Annotated in this window: 13 protein-coding genes; 2 read left to right on the top strand and 11 right to left on the bottom strand. The window is 70.8% G+C overall.

The window, feature by feature from the left end; all coding sequences use genetic code 11:
• Positions 1-95: 95 nt before the first annotated feature.
• The gene (locus D7Y21_RS19495) at positions 96-575 is read right to left on the bottom strand and encodes a hypothetical protein (RefSeq protein ID WP_199735448.1); all 480 of its coding nucleotides are present in this window, start codon (positions 573-575) and stop codon (positions 96-98) included.
• A gap of 214 nt (positions 576-789) precedes the next feature.
• Here D7Y21_RS19495 and opgC point away from each other — a divergent pair, with 214 nt between their 5' ends.
• Positions 790-1,899 carry an OpgC domain-containing protein gene (opgC, locus tag D7Y21_RS19490; protein WP_121714947.1) on the top strand — a complete coding sequence of 370 codons (1,110 nt, stop codon included), beginning with the start codon at positions 790-792 and terminating at the stop codon, positions 1,897-1,899.
• Between the two features lies 1 nt (position 1,900).
• Here opgC and D7Y21_RS19485 read toward each other — a convergent pair whose 3' ends face one another.
• From D7Y21_RS19485 to D7Y21_RS19465, 4 genes are all read right to left on the bottom strand, one after another.
• The gene (locus tag D7Y21_RS19485) at positions 1,901-2,977 is read right to left on the bottom strand and encodes a nitronate monooxygenase family protein (protein WP_121714945.1); all 1,077 of its coding nucleotides are present in this window, start codon (positions 2,975-2,977) and stop codon (positions 1,901-1,903) included.
• Positions 2,978-3,528: 551 nt separating this feature from the next.
• Positions 3,529-4,473 carry a serine hydrolase gene (locus tag D7Y21_RS19475; RefSeq protein WP_120562173.1) on the bottom strand — a complete coding sequence of 315 codons (945 nt, stop codon included), beginning with the start codon at positions 4,471-4,473 and terminating at the stop codon, positions 3,529-3,531.
• A 12-nt stretch (positions 4,474-4,485) separates the two neighbouring features.
• Positions 4,486-5,688, bottom strand: coding sequence for a DUF819 domain-containing protein (locus D7Y21_RS19470; RefSeq protein ID WP_233591442.1), 1,203 nt, complete (start codon positions 5,686-5,688; stop codon positions 4,486-4,488).
• Complete coding sequence (locus D7Y21_RS19465) at positions 5,685-6,704, bottom strand: dipeptide epimerase (RefSeq protein ID WP_121714941.1); 1,020 nt, start codon at positions 6,702-6,704, stop codon at positions 5,685-5,687. The genes D7Y21_RS19470 and D7Y21_RS19465 overlap by 4 nt, the downstream gene beginning before the upstream one ends.
• A 96-nt stretch (positions 6,705-6,800) precedes the next feature.
• On the opposite strand from D7Y21_RS19465, the gene D7Y21_RS19460 reads away from it, so the two are divergent.
• Entirely contained in the window at positions 6,801-8,195 is a 1,395-nt protein-coding gene (locus D7Y21_RS19460) for a M20/M25/M40 family metallo-hydrolase (protein ID WP_120562175.1), read from the top strand.
• Positions 8,196-8,441: 246 nt separating this feature from the next.
• Here D7Y21_RS19460 and D7Y21_RS19455 read toward each other — a convergent pair whose 3' ends face one another.
• From D7Y21_RS19455 to D7Y21_RS19425, 6 genes are all read right to left on the bottom strand, one after another.
• The gene (locus D7Y21_RS19455; protein ID WP_233591443.1) at positions 8,442-8,975 is read right to left on the bottom strand and encodes a TetR/AcrR family transcriptional regulator; all 534 of its coding nucleotides are present in this window, start codon (positions 8,973-8,975) and stop codon (positions 8,442-8,444) included.
• Between the two features lie 128 nt (positions 8,976-9,103).
• A complete protein-coding gene (locus tag D7Y21_RS19450; protein ID WP_233591444.1) occupies positions 9,104-9,859 on the bottom strand; it encodes a class I SAM-dependent methyltransferase in 756 nt (251 codons plus the stop codon).
• Between the two features lie 260 nt (positions 9,860-10,119).
• Positions 10,120-12,996, bottom strand: coding sequence for a HEAT repeat domain-containing protein (locus tag D7Y21_RS19440; RefSeq protein WP_121714939.1), 2,877 nt, complete (start codon positions 12,994-12,996; stop codon positions 10,120-10,122).
• Positions 12,989-14,206 (bottom strand): VWA domain-containing protein, encoded by a 1,218-nt coding sequence (locus D7Y21_RS19435; RefSeq protein ID WP_120562177.1) that lies wholly within the window; start codon positions 14,204-14,206, stop codon positions 12,989-12,991. The genes D7Y21_RS19440 and D7Y21_RS19435 overlap by 8 nt, the downstream gene beginning before the upstream one ends.
• The gene (locus tag D7Y21_RS19430; RefSeq protein ID WP_121714937.1) at positions 14,203-16,515 is read right to left on the bottom strand and encodes a DUF5682 family protein; all 2,313 of its coding nucleotides are present in this window, start codon (positions 16,513-16,515) and stop codon (positions 14,203-14,205) included. The genes D7Y21_RS19435 and D7Y21_RS19430 overlap by 4 nt, the downstream gene beginning before the upstream one ends.
• A complete protein-coding gene (locus tag D7Y21_RS19425) occupies positions 16,515-17,630 on the bottom strand; it encodes an AAA family ATPase (RefSeq protein WP_233591445.1) in 1,116 nt (371 codons plus the stop codon). Before D7Y21_RS19425 ends, D7Y21_RS19430 begins: the two co-directional genes overlap by 1 nt.
• Positions 17,631-17,655: the final 25 nt, after the last annotated feature.

Below are 17,655 nucleotides of genomic sequence, written 5' to 3'. Positions count from 1 at the left end.
ACCCCCGCCATCGAGCGCCGCATCAAAGCCGCTCTTACACATGGAGCGAGCCGCCAAAGGACGAGGCAACATCATCGTCGTCGCAGCCACTCCCGCTAACACAGGTGTTTTGATGACAGTTCCGGCAACAACCACAGGCCCAGATACAGGGCACTCGTCGTGACAATCATGGAGAGCACGGCCTCGCGATCCGTCATCCCGCGCAGCGCGTCCTCCGTCTCGTCCCACACCGAGTCCAACGCGATGGAGAAGGCCAGCGTGCGCTTGCCGTCCTCATCCAGCGTGGGCCCTCGCTCCAACAGGTGGAGACAATCACCAGTGAGCGCCTTGCGCTTGCACCATCGGCCATACGCCGCCGCCAGCTCCGCCTCCGGAGCATCACTGAGCCGGAGGTGTCCGCGCCCAGGCTCCTGCACGGAGACGAGCCCCAGGTGCCCACGCACGTGGGCATAGGGCCGTGACGGAAGCGAAGCCGCCAGCAGCCGGCGGGCCGCCTCCATGGAGTGCAAGGAGACAGGCGCGGTGCGCGCGAGCCCCGCGACCGCGGACACGAAGGCGCCTTCGTCCAAGACCACGGGCCGGAGGTCCCGCTGTGGCATGTGGACACGGGTGGGTCCCCGGCCCGTACTGAGGCGCACGCTTCGGGACGCCGCACAGCCGGTCCCCACGAGCAGCATCCACGCGATGACGGCCATGTGTGTCATCCGGACAGTGACACTGGATCCGAGCGACCGGTGCGGTTTACCCGGGACGTGGGGCTGTGGCATGGGTGAAGAGAGTCTACCCGCCATGAAACGCCGCCCCGAGTTCGACAGCCTGCGCGGAGTGCTGCTCGTCCTGATGACGCTGACGCACCTGCCCACCCGGCTGAGTGTCATCGGCAATCAGCCGTTCGGCTTCGTGTCCGCCGCCGAGGGCTTCGTGTTCCTCTCCGCGTTCCTCGTGGGCGTGGTGCACGCGAAGAAGCTGGGGACCTCAAGCCCCGTGGCTATGTTCAAGAGCCTCTGGAGCCGTGCCCTCAAGGTGTACGGCTACCACGTCGCCCTGCTCTTCTTCGCGTTCACCATCATCGCCGCGCTGGGCGTCGCCGCGCGCAGGCCCGCCATCCACAACCTGATTGGCTTCTTCCATCAGGATCCGTTCACCGCCCTGTGGAGCAGCCTGTTCCTCCTCTACTGTCCCCCGCTGCTCGACATCCTTCCGCTCTATGTCGTGCTGCTGCTGCTCACGCCCGCCGTGCTGCTCGGTGCGCGCAAGGAGGGCTGGTCCCGGGTGCTGGGGCTGAGCGCCCTCATCTGGGTCTGGGCGCAGGTGGGCCTCAAGCGCGCCCTGTATGACCTGCTCGTCGCCATCCCCGTGCTGCCGTGGCCGCCGTTGAGCATCGACCTGTCGGGCGCGTTCGACCTGTTCGCGTGGCAGTTCCTCTGGGTGCTCGGGGTGTGGATGGGCGTGGCCCGCGCCACCGCGCCGGAGCAGCGCGAGCCCGTGTCCCGCCGGCTCCTCACGGGCGCCATCGTCGTCAGCCTGGGGTTCTTCGTCGTGCGCCACCTCGACGTGGACCTGGGCGCCGCGGGGGTGCTGTTCGACAAGTGGTCGCTCGCGCCGCTGCGGCTCGTGAACTTCCTGGCCGTGGCCCTGCTGGCGAGCTGGCTCGCGCCCCGCCTGTTCCAATGGCTGCGTCCCAAGGTGCTGGAGGCGTTGGGACAGGCGTCGCTGCCCGTGTTCGCCGTGCACGTGGTGCTGTGCCTACTCAGCCTGTCGCTGCTGGACGAGAACGAGGACCCGCTGGACTACTGGGATGAAGCCGCGGTCCTCGTGGCCACGTTCTGCAGCATGTACTTCGTGGCGCTGCGCCAGCGCATCGCGGGCCGGAGCATGGGCCCGCCGTCGACGTCCTGAATCAGCCGCGCACGGCGGCCAGCGCGGCGTCGGTCTCCACAACCAGGGCGCGCACCAGGTCCGCCGCGGGGCCCTCTCGCGAGAGGCCAATGCCCTGCCCCGCCCACAGGGCCATGAAGCGCGTGTCGTTCTGCTTCGACGACGCAGCCCTCAGCGTGCGCGTGGCTCCGTGCTGCTGCGGAAATGGCAGGATGGCTCCGGCCTCCTCCAGCGTGGTGGTCAGCTCGTTCGGAATCGCGCGGGCCGGGCGTCCGGAGAAGGCGCGGGTGATGCGTGACGATTCATCCCGGGCCTCGCGCAACAGCGCCTTGTGGGCCGCCGCCGCGCTGGACTCCTGGCACCGCAGGAACGCCGTGCCCAGCTGCACGGCCGCCGCGCCCAGCATCCGGGCCGCCGAGATACCGCGTCCGTCCATGATGCCGCCGCTGGCGATGACCGGCACCCGCACGGCGTCCACCATCTGCGGCACGAGCGCCATCGTGCCCACCATGCCCGCCTCGAACGAACCGCCGAAGGAGCCCCGGTGGCCTCCCGCCTCCGAGCCCTGCGCGACAATCGCATCCACGCCCGCGGCCTCCAGTGCCTGGGCCTCGCGCACGTTCGTCGCCGTGCCCACGACGAGGATGCCGCGCGACCGGAACGCCTCCAGCACCGGCGCGGGCGGAATGCCGAAGGTGAAGCTGAACACCGTCGGCGCCGCTTCGAGCACGGCCTCCACCTGCTTCGCGAAGTCCGGCATCGCGGTCGCCGGAATCACGGGAGGAGGCAGCCCCAGCGCGGCATGGAAGCGCTCGATGATGGCGAGCGTGGGCCCCGGGTCCGAGGGAGCCACCGCGGGCTGTGGCGCGAAGAGATTGATGGCGTAGGGCCGTGAGGTGAGTGAGCGCACCGCGCGGGCCTGCTGGACGATGTCCTCCGGCTGCACGTACGCGGCCCCCAGCGAGCCCAGACCGCCGGCTTCCGACACCGCCGCGACCAACTCCGGCGGCGTCAGGCCCCCTGCCATCGGCGCCTGGATGATCGAATGCTCCACCCCGAGCCGCTCCGAGAACCTGCGCCACGCCTGCGGATCCATCATGGCTACACCTCCCCGTGATTCACGTCGGACAGCATTAACGGCCCGGCTTCACATGGGAGCGCCGCGCGCTCCGGAGGCATCAGTCCTACTTTCACGCTCCATGCCAGGAACGAGGCGCCATGTCCCCCCGCGTCAGTCCGATAGGGTTCCGGCATGACGGCCACCTCCCGGCCGGGCCGGTCCCAAACCTGTCGGACAGTCGGACAGCCTTCCGTCGTCCGGACCTGTCCGACTGTCGGACAGCCTTCCGCCATGTGCCGTCCGGTCTGACTGTCGGACAGGTTTTCGTCGCGCGGTCCCGACGGGTCCGACTGTCCGACAGGTTTCCGTGGCCCGAACTGGTCCGACTGTCCGACAGGTTTCCATGGCCCGAACCGGTCCGACTGTCCGAGAGGTCTCCGTTGCCCGAACCGGTCCGACTGTCCGAGAGGTCTCCGTTGCCCGAACCTGTCCGACTGTCCGACAGGTCTCCGTTGCCCGAACCTGTCCGACTGTCGGACAGGTTTTCGCGGTCCGCCTCCGGCGGGGAGCCTGACGGGATTCTCACCTTCTCATTCGCAGTCGTAGTTCGGCGCGGGCGCTCCGGGCTCCAGCACCACGGGCACCGGGCCTCCCGCCCGGGCCAGGGCCTCTCCACAGTCCAGCGCCGCGTCCTTCGCCAGGTGCCGGTACAGGACACACGACGCACGCTCCACGAAGAACGCCTGCTTCGGCCAGTCCGGTCCTCTCGAGGCCAGGATGGCCACCGCGTACCGGCCACCGTCCGGCAGCGTCACCAGCCCCACCTCGTTGAGCACGTTGTAGCGCGCGTCATCCCCGCAGCAGCCCGGCGGCAGCCACCCGCCCTTGTGCTGGAGCGACGCGCGGGCGCTCGCGGGCAGGCGCGTTCCCAGCCAACCGCCGCAGCCCTCCCGAGGCGTCAACTCCATCCACTTCAGCAGCCGCGCCGTGGGCTCCGGCTCCATCAGCTCCCGCTGCTCCAACCGCGCCAGGAACGACACCATGTCGTCCGCGCAGAAGTAGTTGTCCCGCCCCATCACCCGCGGAGAGTTCGTCGCCCAGCGCTCCCGGCCGTAGTTCCACTTCGTCAGCGCCGTGTGCTCCAGACCCAGGCCGCGAAGATAGACATTGATGGCATCCGGGCCGCCCACCAGGTCAATCACCTCGCCGGAGGCTTCATTGTCCGACGTGCGGAACACCTTCTCCGCGAGCGGTGCCACCGTCGCCAGGTCCCGCTGTCCCAACGCCGCCGCCACCCAGAACACCTTCGCGGAGCTGGCGGAGATGTGCGGCTCCAGGCCGGAGACGCTCGCCGTCTCGCCCGTGCGCAGGTCCATCACCGCGAGCGACAGGTCCGTCCCGGGCGACAGGCGCGTGGCCTCGCCCGCCAGTGACTCCACCACCGCCTTCAGGGACTCACGAGGAGCGCCCGCCTCCGGCTTCGTCGCGCAACCACTCATCGCCAGGAGCCCTGCCCAGAGCAGCACCGTCCGCATCCGCGACTCCCTTCAGTGAATCAGCTGGTGCACCTGCTCCAGCATCAGCGCCGTCACCAGCCCGCAGTACGTCCCCAGCACGTACCCCAGCACCGCGAGCAGCACGCCCACCGGCGCGAGCGCGGGGTGGAAGGCCGCCGCCACCACGGACGCGGAGGCCGTGCCGCCCACGTTCGCCTGTGACCCCACCGCCGCGAAGAACACCGGCGCCTTCAGCCAACGGCGCGTGCCCATCGTCACCGCCGCGTGGATGCACATCCACAGCGCGCCCACCGCCACCAGCGCGGGCGCGTCCCACAGCCGCCGGAACTCCGCCTGCGCGCCAATCGTCGCCACCAGCAGGTACAGGAACAGCGAGCCCATCCGACTCGCCCCCGCGCCCTCCAGCCTGCGCACCGGCGTGAACGACAGCACCACGCCCACCGTCGTCACCAGCAGCACCACCCACGTGAAGCCCGTCACCACGTTGCCCAGGTCCGGCAGCAGCTTCGCCAGCGCCGTGCACACCACCGTCACGCCGAACGCCACCGCCAGCATCGACAGCAAATCGGACAGGCTCGCGGGCCTCGCGGACGCCGCCTGGATGCGCGCGGACTCTTCGCGCACGTGGTCCAGCGCGGTCCGATCCGCGCCGATGCTCGCGTCCATCGCCTTCTCACGCCCGGCGAAGGACAGCAGCACCGCCGTCCACACGTTGGACACGCCCACGTCCACCACCACCAGCATGCTCAACGTGCTGTCCAGCGCGCCCACGCTCTGGCCAATCGCCACGAAGTTCGCGCTGCCACCAATCCACGACCCGCTGAGCGCCGCCAATCCCTTCCACGCCTGGTCCCCCAGCTCCGCCGGCACCAACCACCCCAGCGCCAGATACGCGAGCGGCCCGCCCACCATGATGCCCACCGAGCCCGCCAGGAACACGCCCACCGCGTTGCGCCCCAGCCTCGCGATGGCCGGCAGGTCCACCGACAGCACCAGCAGCACCAGGCTCGCGGGCAGCAGGTACACGCGCGTGAAGCGGTACAACTCCGACTGCGTGGGGATGACGCCCGTGTTCGAAAGCAGCGTCGGCACGAAGTACGCGAACACCAGCAGCGGCACGACGTTGAAGAACCGCGCCACCGCCGGGTAGCGCTGCAACGCATACAACCCCGCCAGCACCGCGAGCAGCACGGCGAGCACCGCCATCGGATCCTGGATGAGCGGTGGCGTCACCGGGGCTCCACACCCAGGCCCGCGCCCGCGCCCAGCTGGATGCGGCCCTGCACCACCGGATGCGCGCGGTACGGGTCCTCCGCGAGCAGCAGGTTGCCGTCCAGGTCCACCCAGTCCACCAGCGGCGCCAGGTGCGCACCCGCCGCGATGCCCAGCCCTGTCTCCACCATGCAGCCCAACATCACCTTCAGGCCGCACGCTCGCGCCGTCTCGATGATGCGCAACGCCTCACGGATGCCACCGCTCTTCTGGAGCTTCACGTTGATGCCATGGAAGCCCTCCGCCAGCTTCGGCACGTCCGACGCCTTCGTCAGCGACTCGTCCGCCACCAGCGGCAGCGGCGAGCGCGCGCGCAGCCACTTCGCGCCCTCCACGTCCGCCGCGGGCAGCGGCTGCTCCACCAACTCCACGCCCTGCGTGGACAACCACTGGATGTGCGCCAGCGCCTCGTCCGGCTTCCACGCCTCGTTCGCGTCCACGCGGATGGTCTGCCCCGTGAGCGCGCGCACCGTGCCGAACACCTCCTGCACGCGGTCCGCGCCCAGCTTCACCTTCAGCACCGGGAAGTCCGCCGCCTCGCGCACCTTCACGGCCAGCGTCTCCGGCACGTCGATGCCAATGGACATGGACGTCACCGGCTGCCGCGCGGGGTCCACGCCCAGCATCCGGTACAGCGGCACGCCCATCACCTTGCCCGCCCAGTCATGCAGCGCCAGGTCCACCGCCGCCTTCGCCGCGGGGTTGTCCGGCAGCGCCGCGTCCACGGCCTCGGACACGTCGCGGAAGTGGCGCAGGTCGCGGCCCTCCAGCACAGGGGACAACTTGTGGAGCGCCGCCTCCACCGTCTCCCACGACTCGCCGTAGCGCACGTTCGGCGCGGCCTCGCCGTAGCCCACGTGTCCTTCCGAGCGCACCTCCACGAACACGTTGCGCTTCACCGTGCTCGTGCCCCGGGCAATGGTCCAGGCGTGACGCAGCGGCAGCTCCACGGTGCGAAAGCTCAACGGCGAGGCCATGGCGGAATCCCTCCAGGGCCCTTCCCTTAACACGGCACTCCTCGCAAACACCGCTTCCGTTGCCTTCCCGGGCCGGAAGGCGCGAGCCTCTACTCCATGCGTCTTCTGCCCCTCGTCATCGCCTTGTTCGCGCTGGGTCCAAGCCACGCCGCGTCATCCCGTCCCGCGCCGAAGGATGAACTGCGGACGCTGCTCGCGGAGCTCGTCGCCGCGGACACCTCCAACCCGCCCGGCAACGAGACGGCCGCGGCCCAGGTGGCGGCGAAGTGGCTGCGCGAGGCCGGCATCGAAGCGGAGCTCATCGAGCCCTCGCCCGGTCGCGGCAACCTGCTGGTGCGCTTGAAGGGCAGCGGCAAGGGCCGGCCGGTGCTCGTGCTCGCGCACCTGGACACGGTGCCCGCCGTGAAGACCGAGTGGGCCACCGACCCGTGGACGCTCACGGAGAAGGACGGCCTGCTCTACGGACGCGGTGTGCAGGACAACAAGGGCATGGCGGCGGCGAGCATCCTCGCGCTGCGCCGGCTGAAGCAGGAGGGCGGCACACGCTCGCGCGACATCCTTCTGTATCTGGGCGCGGATGAAGAGGTGGGCTCCGGACAGGGGCTGGACTGGATGATGGAGCACCGCTCGGAGCTCAAGGAGGCGGAGTTCGCGCTCAACGAGGGCGGCCTCACGGAGCTGTCACCGGACCGCAAGGAGGTGCGCTTCGTGGCGCTCCAGGCCGCGGAGCGCGTGTCCCGCAACGTGACGCTCAAGGCCACCGGCCCCGGCGGTCACTCCTCCGCGCCGCCCGTGGACGCGGGGCCCCTGGTGCGGGTGGCCGCGGCGGTGGCGCGCGTGGGCGCCCTCACCTTCCCCGCGCACCTGACACCCGCCGCCAGGCTCCACGTGCAGGGCCGAGCACAGGCGACTCCCGGCGAGCTGGGTGAAGCGCTGCGCCGCATCGCCGCCTCGCCGGACGCGCCGCCCGAGGACGCGGTGGCCACCGTGGCACGGCTGGAGCCCGCGCTGGGCGCCGTGCTGCGCACCACGTGCGTGCCCACGGTGTTCAAGGCGGGCACGAAGTCCAACGTCATCCCCGCCACCGCCGAGGCCACCGTGAACTGCCGCCTGCTGCCGGACGCGGACCCGAAGGCCGTGCGCGAGCGCATCGTCGCCGCGGTGAACGACCAGGACATCCAGGTGGAGATGGACGTGTCGCCGCCGGACTCGCCCATGTCCCCCGTGGGGGACAACGCCATGTTCCGCGCGGTGAAGGCCGCAGCCGCGAAGGTGTGGCCGAAGGCGCCGGTGATTCCGCGCATGTCCACCGGCACCACCGAGTCCGCCACGCTGCGCCGCGCGGGGATTCATGCCTACGGCATCGACCTCTTCGCGCTGACGCCTGACGACGCGCGCACCGCGCACGCCCCCAACGAGCGCGTCCCGGTGGCGTCACTCCAGCCCGGCGCGGAGTTCGTCTACCTCACGCTGAAGCACCTGACGCGCTGACACACCGGCGCCACCTCCTCACGGGCCCTGGCATCACCTCCGGTGCTTGCTCAGGAGGCGTGCGTGAACCCCAGCAGGACCGTGGCGAATCTCCGGCTGGCGTTGTGTCTGGGGTTGATCATCGGCGCCACGGGCTGCGCGGACACGTCTTTCCTCCCGGCTCGTAAGGCCCACGGAATCCACCCGTACCGCCGTGGGCAACAGCCACTCGCTGGCCATCACGGCGGAGACCCGCGGGCGCCCAGGCTACTTGCGCGTGAGCTCTTCGATTCGGCGGATGACCGCCGCGCGCGTCTGGCTTGAGACCGTGCGGTGCTCGAGCAGGTCCGACATCCACAACCCGTCGATCGCCAGACGGCAGAGCGTGAGCTCCGGCGACTCTTGCTCCTGGGGGCTGAGTTGCTCCTCCCGCGCCTCGTCCCAGATGGAGCTCCAGAGCTCCCGGACCTCCGGGTCGAAGAGCATGAGCCCGATGAGCGAGCGCATGACGCGGGCCTCGTCGTCATCGGAGGGAGCGGCGACCGTCACCCGGAGATACGCGCGGGTTCCCCTGCCGTTGGCGTCCGGATCCTTCGCCATCTCGGCGGCGACGGCCCCGGCGAAGCGCTGGGTCACGTCGTCGAACAGCGCATCGAGCAGGATGGGCTTGCTCTGGAAGTGCTCCAGGAGGTCCCCCTTCGGGACCCCTGCCCGCCCGGCGATGGCGTCGAGCGTCACGGCTTGAAGCCCCTGAGCCAGGATGAGGTCCGCGGCCGCCCGAAGAAGCTTCTCGCGGGTCACGTCAGGCTCCTTGTTCCGCCACTGGGTCATCACCATTACCTCTCGCAACAGGAACGCCGCCGCCCGTCTTTCCAAGTTAATCACGAGTAACGTCGGGGAGGCGCGGAGTCTCATCCGACCTTCCCGTGTCAGGGTGATGCGATGGGACCTGGGAGGTATTGCTGGAGCCAGACCTTCTCCAGGCCCCAGGTGAACAGCATCCAATGGGAGGAGTGGCCGCTGAAGCCCTCCGCCTGGATGGGACGGGTGACGGTGATGATGCGCGTGCCGGGAGCGCAGGTGCGCAGGTGGGTGACGAGCCGGGCCTTCGTCTCCGGACTGAACGCCACCCAGTTGCAGAAGATATGGGTCGCGTCTCCCAGGGGTTCGCGGGTCATGTCACCCACGGTGAAGGTGATGCCCGCAGGCTGAAGCCACGGCGCCACGCGCGCCACGTGGTCCGAAATCAACTCCACGCCATGCGCCCCGGCCCCCCACCAGCGCGCGGCGAGCAGCACGCGTCCGCGCCCCGCGCCCAGGTCCACCACCCGGCTGCCGCGCCCCACGCCCGCCCTCTTGAGGAACCACAGCGCCGTCACCAGCGGCGTCTCGCCGTACATCAGCTCGCGGAACGACTGGCCCGTGGTCTGGAGCGCCCGCGTCATCTCGAAGGTGCGCCGCCAGCGGTAGGGCGTCCACAGGATGCGCTGCCACCACAGTCCCATATACGGCTTCAGGAGCCGGGGGCGTAGGAGCAGCAGCAGCAGGTCGGTGACGCGCAGCACGACCGCGATGACGATGCCCTGCATCTGGAGCGCCAGCCGCTCGAAGAACGGCAGGTCGAACTCGCCCAGCGTGTCGTCGCGGCGCGGTGGGGGCTCGGGAGGAGGAGCGGGATCCGTCATGCGGTGCGGAGGCTGTCCGGATTCCGGACGCCACGCAATGGCTCCGCGTTTGACCGGGACGCGCCTGCCTCCCGTGTGGACTTCGTGAGCTGGGCGCCAGGCACGTCGCGCTCACCCTGCCCGTTCGCTTCTACGCCAACCCACTGGTGTACTCGGTCAACCTGGACACGCTCGACTTCAGCGGCGCCGCCGGCAAGCCCTTCCCCGTGCCGGCCGCGCCCACGAGCATCGACCTCACCTCGAAGCTGTCGAGCTGAGCGTCACAAGAGCTTCTTCGCCGCCTTGGCCAGCGCCCTGTCCCCGGCCACGGCGGGAAGCTCCATGAGGCGCGCGGCCACGACCTTGCCCACCGCGGGGTTCACGGCCGCGACCTTGAGGTACGCCTCCGCGCGCTTGAGCAGGTCCACGTGCATGCTGGACCTGACCACGCGGGCGAGCAGCTCCTTCGCCAGGATGGACGGGTCGAAGGCGTCGAAGAGGCCGCGCAGCGCCTGCCGTTCCAACTGCTCCGGACGCTCTTCCGCCAGGTTCAGCGCGGGCCGCAGCAGGGCCAGCCCCAGCGTGCGCATGGCCTCCGCGACGACACTGGGCTTCCACCCGTCCGCGAACGCCAGCAGCAGGGCCTCCGCGCCGCGCACGTCGCCCAGCATGCCCAGCGCGTACACGGCGTGCTTCGCCTCCACGTCGTCATGGCCGCGGCCCTGCACCATGTCGACGAACCGGCCGAGCACGTCCGCGTCCCCCATCCGGGCCAGCGCCTCCGCCGCCTCGCGCCGCACCTCGCGCGCCGGGTCCGTGTTCAGCACCTGGCGCAGCACGGGCATCGCCACGGTGCCCAGGTCCGCCAGCATGGCCACGGCCGCCCCGCGCGCGTCCTTCGTCGTCTCCGACAGCGCCGCCTGAATCAACGGCACCGCCTTGTCCTTGCGGCGCCGCGCCAGCTCCACCACGGCCTTCTCTCCCGTCTCCCGGGCCTGCACGTCCTCCAGCGTCTCCCGAGCGAACAGGCGCAGGCCCATGTCGTGCCCCGCGCGCGTCAACGCGTCCAGCTCGCGCCGCGCCTGCACTCCGCCCATCGCGCCCAGCACGCGGATGGCGGTGCGGCGCACCATGCGGCTGTGGCGCTCGTTCAGCGCGCCCCGCACGACCCCCAGCGCCTCCTCTCCGCGCGCCGCCACCGTGCGCGCCACGAAGGCGCTCGCCGAGCCATCACTCCACGCCGGGTAGAGCTCCCGCATCAGCGCGTCCGGCCCCAGGCCCGCGTAGTAGCGCGCCGCGTGCGCCGCCGCCTCGTAGCGCGTCAGCTCCCCGAGCGCCCGGCGCACCATCGCCGTTCCCGGGCTCAGCACCTCTTCCGGGCGGTGCACGTGGATGCTCGGGTGCGTGGGCACGGACTCCAATCCGGCCATGTCCACCTGCACCGCGCCCGCCAGCCGCACCAGCGCGATGCCCAGCACCTGGTACACCTTGATGAAGTCATCCAGCCGCTCCGCCGGGTCCGCCCGCTGCGCCAGCGCTTCCAACAGCGCGCCCGGCTTCTCCAGCCCCAGCTCCTTCAGCCGGGACACCAGCGGCTCCACCGTGCGAGGGCTCACCGCCGACAGGCCGCTGGCGAACGCGTCCGCCAGTTCGTCGCGAACCTCCGCCAACGCGATGGCCGCCCGCGACGCACCCGCCGCCCGCGCCGCGTCCGCCCACCCGCTGCGGGGCAGCGCGCTCGGCGTCGCGGGGGCCCGGACCCGGCCGCGCCGCCGGGGCGACACGGGCACGTCCGAGGCGCGCGCCAGCGGGCGCAGGTCCAACCCTTCCGGCGTCCGCACCACGATGGCCGAGGGGAACAATGTCGGCAGCGCCGCCTCCAGGCCCACGTCGCCCAGCACCGCCAGGAGCTTCGCGTCCTCCAGCGCGCTCGCCAGCGGCTCCTCCAGCGACGGGTCCGCGGGCAGGAAGAGTCCGCGTCCCGTGCCATCCACGAACTGCGAGCGGGCCCCGCTGGCGAGCAGCGTCTCCACCCGCACGGACACCGGCAGCAGGTCCGGCGCGAACACGTCCTTGCGGTGCTCCTGGAAGGCCGTCATCACCGCGCCCACATCCGGCAGCGCCACCTCCACCAGCCGCTCCAGCGCCGCCCCGTCCACCGACGGCGCGTCCTTCCACGACTCCAGGTCCAGCCGGTGCGGCGCGAAGCCCGGGTACTGCCCGCCATGCGCGCCTTGAAGCACCGCGCCCGCGTGGCTGTTCTTCGGCGCCACCGTCTTGAGGTTCGCGGGGAGGATCTGCTTCTCGCTGTAGTGCGTGCCCGACCCCAGGTCCACGAAGCGGCTCTCGCGGACCATGAACCGGTCCGGCGTCACCTTGGAGGAGAACGCGTACTCCACCAGCTTGAGCCCCTCGACGGGCGCGCGGTCCTTCTTCGTCCACGTCTTGCCAATGAGTTCCTCGACGTGGCGGGGCTCCAGCGCGTCACCGCCCAGGTGCTTCTCCACCTTGCGCGCGGTGAGCAGCATGTCCGCCACCAGGTCCGTGTACACCGGCGCCTCGAACGTGCCCGTGCGAGCCGCCGCCGCGTCCAACAGGCCCGCCAGCTCCACCGCCCGCGCGGACAGCCGCCGCAGGCCGTTGGCCCGGAGCGCCTCGCCCAGCGCGCGCACCTGCTCCGGCCGCTCCGCGCCCAGCGACGCCACGCCGGACAGGCCCAGCTCGCGCACCAGCGTGGACACCTGCGCCACGCCCGCCTTCATCAGGTCGCCAGTTTCGGCCTTGCCCTTCTTCACGCTCTTCTTCGCGCCGCTGGAGCCCGCGGGCGCGGCCGGGGCCGACTCCGCCGTCACGAAGGCCTGCGGGGCCCGGGCCCACGCCACCAGCAGCGCCGCCGCGTGCTTGCAGAAGGGCCGCGAGCGCGCCGCCATGCACGAGCACCGCCCCTTCACGTCCGAGCGCACCTCGCCGAACACCAGCGACACCTTGTAGGGCGTCGCCCCGGAGCCCGACGCGTCCGCGAAGAGCCGGTTCTCGAAGCGCGACAGGTTGGTGAGCTGCTTGCCGTCGAACAGCTCAGCGCCCTTGGCCAGCTCCGCCTTGTCGCTGATGATCTCCGTCATTCCGCCCATCCCGATGACGGGCCGTACCTCAGCCATGACGCTCCCCCTTCTTGTCGACGGACGCGAGCAGCGGCGCCAGGTCCTGGTTGCGCATCACCCGCTCCACCACGTCCACCAGCTTGCGGGGCGTGCACCCGAAGCACGGAATCCCCAGCGCGGTGAGCTGCTCCGCCATCGCGTGGTCATACGAAGGCCGCCCGCTGTCAGACAGCGCCAGCAGGCACAGCACCTTGGAGCGTGAGTCCACCAACTGCCTCAAGCGGGCCACCAACTCCTCGGCATTGCCGCCCTCGTACAGGTCGGTGATGAGGATGAAGAGCGTCTTCTCCGGCCGGCGCACGTAGTGCTCCTGCGCGTACGCCACCGCCCGGTTGATGTCCGTGCCACCGCCCAGCTGCGCGGAGAAGAGCACCTCCACCGGGTCCGCCAGCACGGGCGTCATGTCGACGATCTCCGTGTCGAACAGCACCAGGCTGGTTCTCAGCACGTCCAGCGACGCGAAGATGGCCGCCATCACGGAGCTGTACACCACGCTCTCCGCCATGGAGCCGGACTGGTCCACCACCAGCGTCACGTCCCACTCGTGGTGACGGCGCTGGTTGGGCCAGAAGTAGAAGCGCTCCGGGATGAGGCGCTTCCGCTCCGCGTCCCAGCCCTTCAGGTTGGAGCGGATGGTGCGGCGCCAGTCGATGTTGCGCGCGATGGGGATGGGGCTCGTCCTGTCGCGCCTGAGCGCCCCCAGCACCGCCGTGCGCAGCGGCGACTCCAGCTTCTTGCGCAGGTCTTCCACCACTTCCCGAATGATGGCGCGCGCGGTGTCCTTGGCCTGCTCCGGGATGAGCCCCCGGGCGCTCACCAGCGTCGTCACCAGCTCCAGGTTCTTGTCCAGGAAGGGCAGCGTCTCCGGCTCGAAGAGCAGCTGGGTGAGCCCCTTCTTCTCGATGGCGTCCTTCTGCACCAGCGCGATGACGTCGTCCTGGAAGAAGTCGCGCAGCGCGCCCAGCCACTTGGGCAGGTACGGCTTGGAACCGCCGCGCCCCGCGGAGCGCTCGCCGTAGACGAAGGAGAGCGCGTCATCCAGGCCCTCCAGGTCGTCGCCCTTCAGGTCCACCGTGTCCGCGCTGGCGCCCAGCTCGCCCAGGGAAGGGCAAGAGCCTGTCTTCTCCGCCTCCGGGCCCAGCGCCAGCCGCCAGCGCAAGAGCGCGTCGCGGTCCTTCGGGTCCAGGTCCTTGGGGTCCACGCTCATAGCAGGTCATCCAGGTCATCGAGCGCCTTGCCCAGGTCCGCGCTCAGGTCCTTCAGCGTCGCCTTGTCCTTCTCCTCCAGCACCGCCTTCACCGCGCGGCCCTTGTCCTTCAGCTGGCGCACGCCCATCACGTTCTCCATCAGGTAGCGGCGCTCCGTGGCCCCCAGCGCGCCCAGCGCCCGGCGCAGCACCGGCAGCGTCTGCCGGAAGCGCTCCGGCTCCACGCTGGTGAGGAAGTCATCCAATGCCTTCACCACGTCGCGGCTCTTCACCAGCACCAGCGCGTTCACCTGCAGGAAGCCCTCCAGGTACGCCGCCGCGTCCGAGGGCTCCACCGCCGCCGACAGCCGCCGTCCCACCTCCAGCGCCACCTCCGCCTCCGGCAGCTCGCGCGCCAGGTACAACAGGCCCGTGGCCAGCCCCGACGTCGCCGGGTGCACCGCGTGGCTCTCCATCAACCCGCGCGCCTCCGCGAGCCAGCCCTCCTTGTCCGCGCGCGGCTGGGACAGCGCCACTTCGTGCAGCGTGCGCAGCGCCTCCAGCACCGGGAGCACTCCTTCCGGAGCGCAGGCGCTGGCCTCGCGCACGCGCAGGAGCGCCCGGCCGAAGGTCTTCTCCCCCAGGGCCGCCACCGCCTCGTCCCCCACGGCCGAGTGCGCGCGCGAGGTGCCATAGGCCATCAACCCCGACAGCGCCCGAGCAGCGCTCGCCAGCGACGGCAGGTCCGCGTCCGTGGCCGCGTGCGCGTCACAGGCCTTGAGCGCCTGCGCCACCGTCTGGGAGCAGCCGGTGATGACGGACTCCAGGAGCACGTCCGCCGCCTCCGCCGTCGTCTTCGCCTGCGTCAGCCGCTCCTGGAGCACGCGCGTCGTCACGCCCTCCAGCGAGTCGCCCAACACAATCTTCTCCACCAGCGCCACGTCCGTGGACGGCGTCCACTGCGCCTGCCAGGCCTCGCGCACGCGGGTGAGCGCCGCGTAACCGCCGGCCTCACCTTCCGCGCCCTGCTTGCGCGACGACCCCGTCCCGGACAGCGACGCGTACGGAATGCCCGCCACGCGCAGCCGGTGAAGGAACACGGAGGAGCCCACCTCCACCGGGTTGTTGAGCCGCAGCGTGAACGTCTCCGGGCTATCCGTGCGCGGCAGCCGCCGCTCGCCCACCTCGCGCCAGAACTCCGCCTGGAGCGAGTTCTGCCCGATGCGGCTCGCCACCTGCCCCACTTCGTGACCGATGACGCTCTTCCACAGGAAGCTGTCCACGTGCGTCGCGTCTCCGCGGCACAGCGTGGCCACGGTGGCCTCGCGCAGCTCGTCCAGGCCCGGGGCGCTCTTCTCGCGCAGGTCCGACAGCGTCACCGCCAGCCGGTACGCCTCCAGCACGTCCGACAGCGACGCGGAGAAGCCGCGCATCCGCAGGTGAGAGGCGAAGTCCAGCAGCACCTCCAGCGTGGCCCGCCGGAAGTCACAGTTCGCCTCGTGGGCCTTCTGGTAGAAGTGCGGCGCCCGGTTGCCCGCGCCGTACCCCAGCTGCTCCGCCAGGCGCGGGAAGCTGTACGGAATCACCGTCACCGCGCACGGCCCGGCCTCGGGCAGCTTCGCCTCCTCCTTCGGGTCCACGTCCCCCGCGAGGAACGCCGCGGTGTGCGCCGCGCCCGCCACCACCGCCACCTTCTCCGGCGCCACGCCACCCGCCACCACCTCCAGCACCTTGCGCGCCATGAAGGCGTCGCGCTGACGGTGGTAGCCCGGCCGAGGCCCCGCGTTGACCACGTCCGCCCAGGCGGTGAGCACCGGCCGGAACTGCTCCGGGCTCCAGTCCGGCGCCTCGAAGGACGCCTCCCAGAACTCCTCGAAGGAGCGGAAGCCCTGCGAGCGCGCGAACGCCTCCGTGAGCGGCACCGCCTCATCGGGAACGGGTGCGACCTCTTCCGTGGCCTCCGTCTCCACGCCTGGCCCGGGCGCATGGCGGTCCACCGCGAGGCTGACGCCCACCGGGATGTCGATGAACTCCGCCCGCGCGCCGTTCGCCCGGGCCCATTTCAGCGCCTGGTACTCCGGCGAGTAAGCCGCGAAGGGCCACAGCGACGAGGACGGGGTGCCGTCCGTGCGGTAGCCCAGGATGGCCACGGGCGGCCGGGTCTGCGCGTCGCACAGCACGTCCACCAGCGCCGTCGCGTCGCAGGGCCCCTCCACCAGGACGACGGCGGGCTTCACGCGCTCCAGCCACTTCAGGAGCACGGCGGTCGTGCGCGGCGAGTGGTGACGGACCGGGAAGTGCTGCACCCGGGAGAGCAGTGCGAAGTCCATCAGCCCCTCAGGAGCTTCTTGCTCGCGGTGTACAGCTCCTTCCACGGGCCCGTGCGCCCCTTGGCCACCGTCTCCATGTACTCGCGCAGCGCCTTCACGTCGTCCTCCTGCTCCTTCACCACCGCGCCCACCAGCGACGCCGCCAGCTCCTGCGACGTCACCGTCCCGGAGCCGAACTGCTGCGCGAGGATGGAGCTGTTGAACAGCACGCTGATGGCCTCCGCCGTGGACAGCACCGCGCCCGGCGTGCGCACCTTCGTCTTGCCGTCCTTCGTCACGCCCTTGCGCAGCTCGTGGAAGAGCGTCAGCAGCACGCGCGACAGCTCCTCCGGCGGCGGCACGCCCACCTGATAGTCCGTGCGCAGCTCCGCCTCGCGCTTGGTGACGATTTGGATCTCCTGCTCCAGGTCCTCCACCACCGGCACGGTGACGAAGTTGAAGCGGCGCTTGAGCGCGGCGCTCATCTCGTTGACGCCCCGGTCGCGAGTGTTCGCGGTGGCGATGAGGTTGAAGCCACGCTGGGCGCTCGTCACCTCTCCCAGCTCCGGCACCGACACCTGCTTCTCCGACAGGATGGAGATGAGCGAGTCTTGAATCTCCGGCGACGTGCGCGTCACCTCTTCAAAGCGGGCGAACTTGCCCGTGCGCATGGCTCGCAGGATGGGCGACGGCACCAGCGCCTCCGGCGTGGGGCCCTGCGCGAGCAGCAGCGCGTAGTTCCACGAGTACTTGATGTGGTCCTCGCTGGTCCCCGCCGTGCCCTGGACGACGAGCGCGGACGTGCCGCTGACGGCCGCGGAGAGGTGCTCCGACAGCCAGCTCTTCGCGGTGCCCGGCTCGCCCACGAGCATCAGCGCGCGGTCCGACGCGAGCGTCGCGATGCACACCTGGATGAGCCCCTTGTCGCCCACGTACTTGGGCGTGATGGTCACGCCCCCCACGGGCTTGGGGCTGCCCAGGATGTACGTCTCCACGGCGCGAGGCGACAGCGCCCAACCCGGTGGGCGGGGCTTGTCGTCATGCGCGGCGAGGGCGTCCAGCTCGTTCTTGTACTTCGCTTCGGCAGGCAGGCGGATGTCCGGCATGAGCTGCACGCTATCCACTCGGTCTGACATCCGGCAAACGCTTCGGCTGCCTTAC

The sequence above is a fragment of the Corallococcus sp. AB045 genome (genome assembly GCF_003668895.1).
In the GTDB taxonomy this organism is placed as follows: domain Bacteria; phylum Myxococcota; class Myxococcia; order Myxococcales; family Myxococcaceae; genus Corallococcus; species Corallococcus coralloides.
This window is presented reverse-complemented; position numbering and strand designations above follow the sequence as displayed.

What these genes read in the sequence shown, in the direction of transcription:
- D7Y21_RS19465 (WP_121714941.1), bottom strand. Translation starts at nt 6,704, where the DNA reads ATGGCCTCGCCGTTGAGCTTTCGCACCGTGGAGCTGCCGCTGCGTCAC.
- D7Y21_RS19485 (WP_121714945.1), bottom strand. Translation starts at nt 2,977, where the DNA reads ATGATGGATCCGCAGGCGTGGCGCAGGTTCTCGGAGCGGCTCGGGGTG.
- opgC (WP_121714947.1), top strand. Translation starts at nt 790, where the DNA reads ATGAAACGCCGCCCCGAGTTCGACAGCCTGCGCGGAGTGCTGCTCGTC.
- D7Y21_RS19450 (WP_233591444.1), bottom strand. Translation starts at nt 9,859, where the DNA reads ATGACGGATCCCGCTCCTCCTCCCGAGCCCCCACCGCGCCGCGACGAC.
- D7Y21_RS19430 (WP_121714937.1), bottom strand. Translation starts at nt 16,515, where the DNA reads ATGGACTTCGCACTGCTCTCCCGGGTGCAGCACTTCCCGGTCCGTCAC.
- D7Y21_RS19460 (WP_120562175.1), top strand. Translation starts at nt 6,801, where the DNA reads ATGCGTCTTCTGCCCCTCGTCATCGCCTTGTTCGCGCTGGGTCCAAGC.
- D7Y21_RS19440 (WP_121714939.1), bottom strand. Translation starts at nt 12,996, where the DNA reads ATGGCTGAGGTACGGCCCGTCATCGGGATGGGCGGAATGACGGAGATC.
- D7Y21_RS19435 (WP_120562177.1), bottom strand. Translation starts at nt 14,206, where the DNA reads ATGAGCGTGGACCCCAAGGACCTGGACCCGAAGGACCGCGACGCGCTC.
- D7Y21_RS19425 (WP_233591445.1), bottom strand. Translation starts at nt 17,630, where the DNA reads ATGTCAGACCGAGTGGATAGCGTGCAGCTCATGCCGGACATCCGCCTG.
- D7Y21_RS19475 (WP_120562173.1), bottom strand. Translation starts at nt 4,473, where the DNA reads ATGCGGACGGTGCTGCTCTGGGCAGGGCTCCTGGCGATGAGTGGTTGC.